The organism is Frigoribacterium sp. RIT-PI-h (genome assembly GCF_001297205.1).
Classification (GTDB): Bacteria; Actinomycetota; Actinomycetes; order Actinomycetales; family Microbacteriaceae; genus Frigoribacterium.
Map to the genome: position 1 here is coordinate 1 of NZ_LHOZ01000071.1, position 1,921 is coordinate 1,921.

At 74.0% G+C, this 1,921-nt stretch carries 2 protein-coding genes; both read right to left on the reverse strand.

Going from position 1 to position 1,921, the window contains the following annotated elements; all coding sequences use genetic code 11:
- Positions 1-1,229 (reverse strand): hypothetical protein (locus tag AEQ27_RS09280; protein WP_152970259.1); only part of this gene is annotated, 1,229 nt, incomplete at its 3' end.
- A gap of 132 nt (positions 1,230-1,361) precedes the next feature.
- A partial coding sequence (locus AEQ27_RS09285) for a substrate-binding domain-containing protein (RefSeq protein ID WP_161805512.1) occupies positions 1,362-1,921 on the reverse strand: 560 nt, incomplete at its 5' end.

The window sequence follows — 1,921 nt, forward strand, 5'->3', positions numbered from 1 at the left end:
GGCGTGGGAGGGGGGGGGGTGGGCGGGTCGGCGGGGTCGGCGCGGGCTGCGTCGGCGCGGTAGAAGTACAGGTCGCGGTGGCCGGCGGGGGCGTCCCAGCCCTGGGCGAAGGTCCAGCGGCCGCCGATCTCCTGCAGGCCGCCCCAGCTGAGCGAGCCGCCCGGTGTCAGGGCGAGCTGGTCGACCGGGCGGTCGACGTCGTACAGCGCCTGGCTCGCCGCGAAGACCCCGTCGACGTCGTGGAAGACGTCCAGCACGAGGTGGCCGTCGCCCGTGACGATCGCGGCGGCGACCTCGTGCAGGTGGCCGCCGACGCCCGACAGGTCGAGGTACGGCACGGGCTCGAAGGTCCAGTGCCGAAGGTCGTCCGAGCGGCCGACGTGCAGCACCCCGTCGAACCCCTCGCTGACGAACATGAGGTAGTCGCCGGCGTCGTCGTCGCCGGTGCCGCCGAGGCGGACGGCGTTCCCGTGCTCGTCGCGTGGGATCACGGCGCCCTTGGCCCACAGGCGCGTCTGCTCGTGGTCCGCGATCGGCCCGAGCTTCTGCCAGGTCACGAGGTCGTCGCTGACGGCGACCAGCATGTCGATGCCGACCGCCTGGACGGGGTAACCGGGGCTCGGGTGCGCGACCCGCGCCTCCTCGGTGATCGGGAAGACGCCGTTGTAGAACATCCAGAAGCGGCCTTCGGCCCGGTAGACCTTGGGGTCCTCGGTGCCGAACAGCTCGTCGTCGAGGGTGGGACGGACGACCGGGTTGGCCGGGTCGTCGACCCAGGTGGCGCCGGGGGCGGGCTCGCCCTCGGGCGTGAGCGCGAGGGTGGCGTGGCCGATGCGGCTGCCGAGGCTCTCCTTGCGGGGCGAGGCCCGGTAGAAGAGGTGCAGGGTGCCCTCGTGCTCGATCAGGCTGGGGTTGTAGAGGGACTCGCTCGTCCAGCCCAGGCCGTCGGGGTCGGGCCACTGGCCGTCGAGCGTGAAGGTGAACGCCGGGTCGACGGCGAAAGGGCCGACCGCCCAGTCGGGCCGGGCCGGCTCGTACGCGACGGGGCTGGAGAAGGTCAGCTGCGAGAGGGCGCCGGTCAGCTCGTTGCGGTGGACGAGGGCCTCGTCGAGCACCGTCCGGAGGCGCGCCCGGGTCAGCGGGACGAGGTACGGCTTCGAGGCGGCGCGGGCCGCGTCGGCGTCGGCCGTCGTCGCGTCCGCCGTCGTCGCGTCGGCTGTCGTCGTCATCGGGGCTCCCACGTCGTCGTGTGCGGTCTCGCTCGTGTACCGAAACGTTTCGGTAGATCGAGAAGCTAGCACGCTGACGGTCCGACCGGAACCCCCTGCGACCTCACCCCCCTGGCCGGCCGCAGTCCGGGGTCAGCGGGCGGCGGGGCCCGTCGACACCCGGACCAGCAGCCGCGCGGGCTGGATCTCGGCGTCGGTGACGGTCTCGCCTTCGACGGCCGAGAGCAGGAGGCGCGCCGCCTCGGCCCCGATCAGCCGCGGAGCCGTCGTCAGCGTGGTCAGCCCGGGGCGCACGTACGACCCGAGCTCGATGCCGTCGAACCCGGCCACGCTGACGTCGCCGGGGACGCGGACCCCGAGCCGGTCGAGTTCGGTCATGAACCCGATCGCGGCCAGGTCGTTGGCGCAGAAGACGGCGGTGGGGCGGCCGTCGACCGGTGCGTCCGGGCCGAACAGGCGAGCCGCGGCCCGGGCTCCCCCGTCGTAGGTGAAGTCGGCCTCGACGACGACCCCGGGGTCGTGTCCGGCCGCCCCGAGGGCATCCCGCCAGGCGGCTCCGCGGCGCTGTGAGTGCACGAAGCGACCAGGTCCGGCGACGTGCGCGAACCGTCGGTGCCCGAGCGACACGAGGTGCTCGACGAGCTCGCCGATGCCGGCCGAGTCGTCCTGCCGCACGGCCGGCAGGGGGAAGT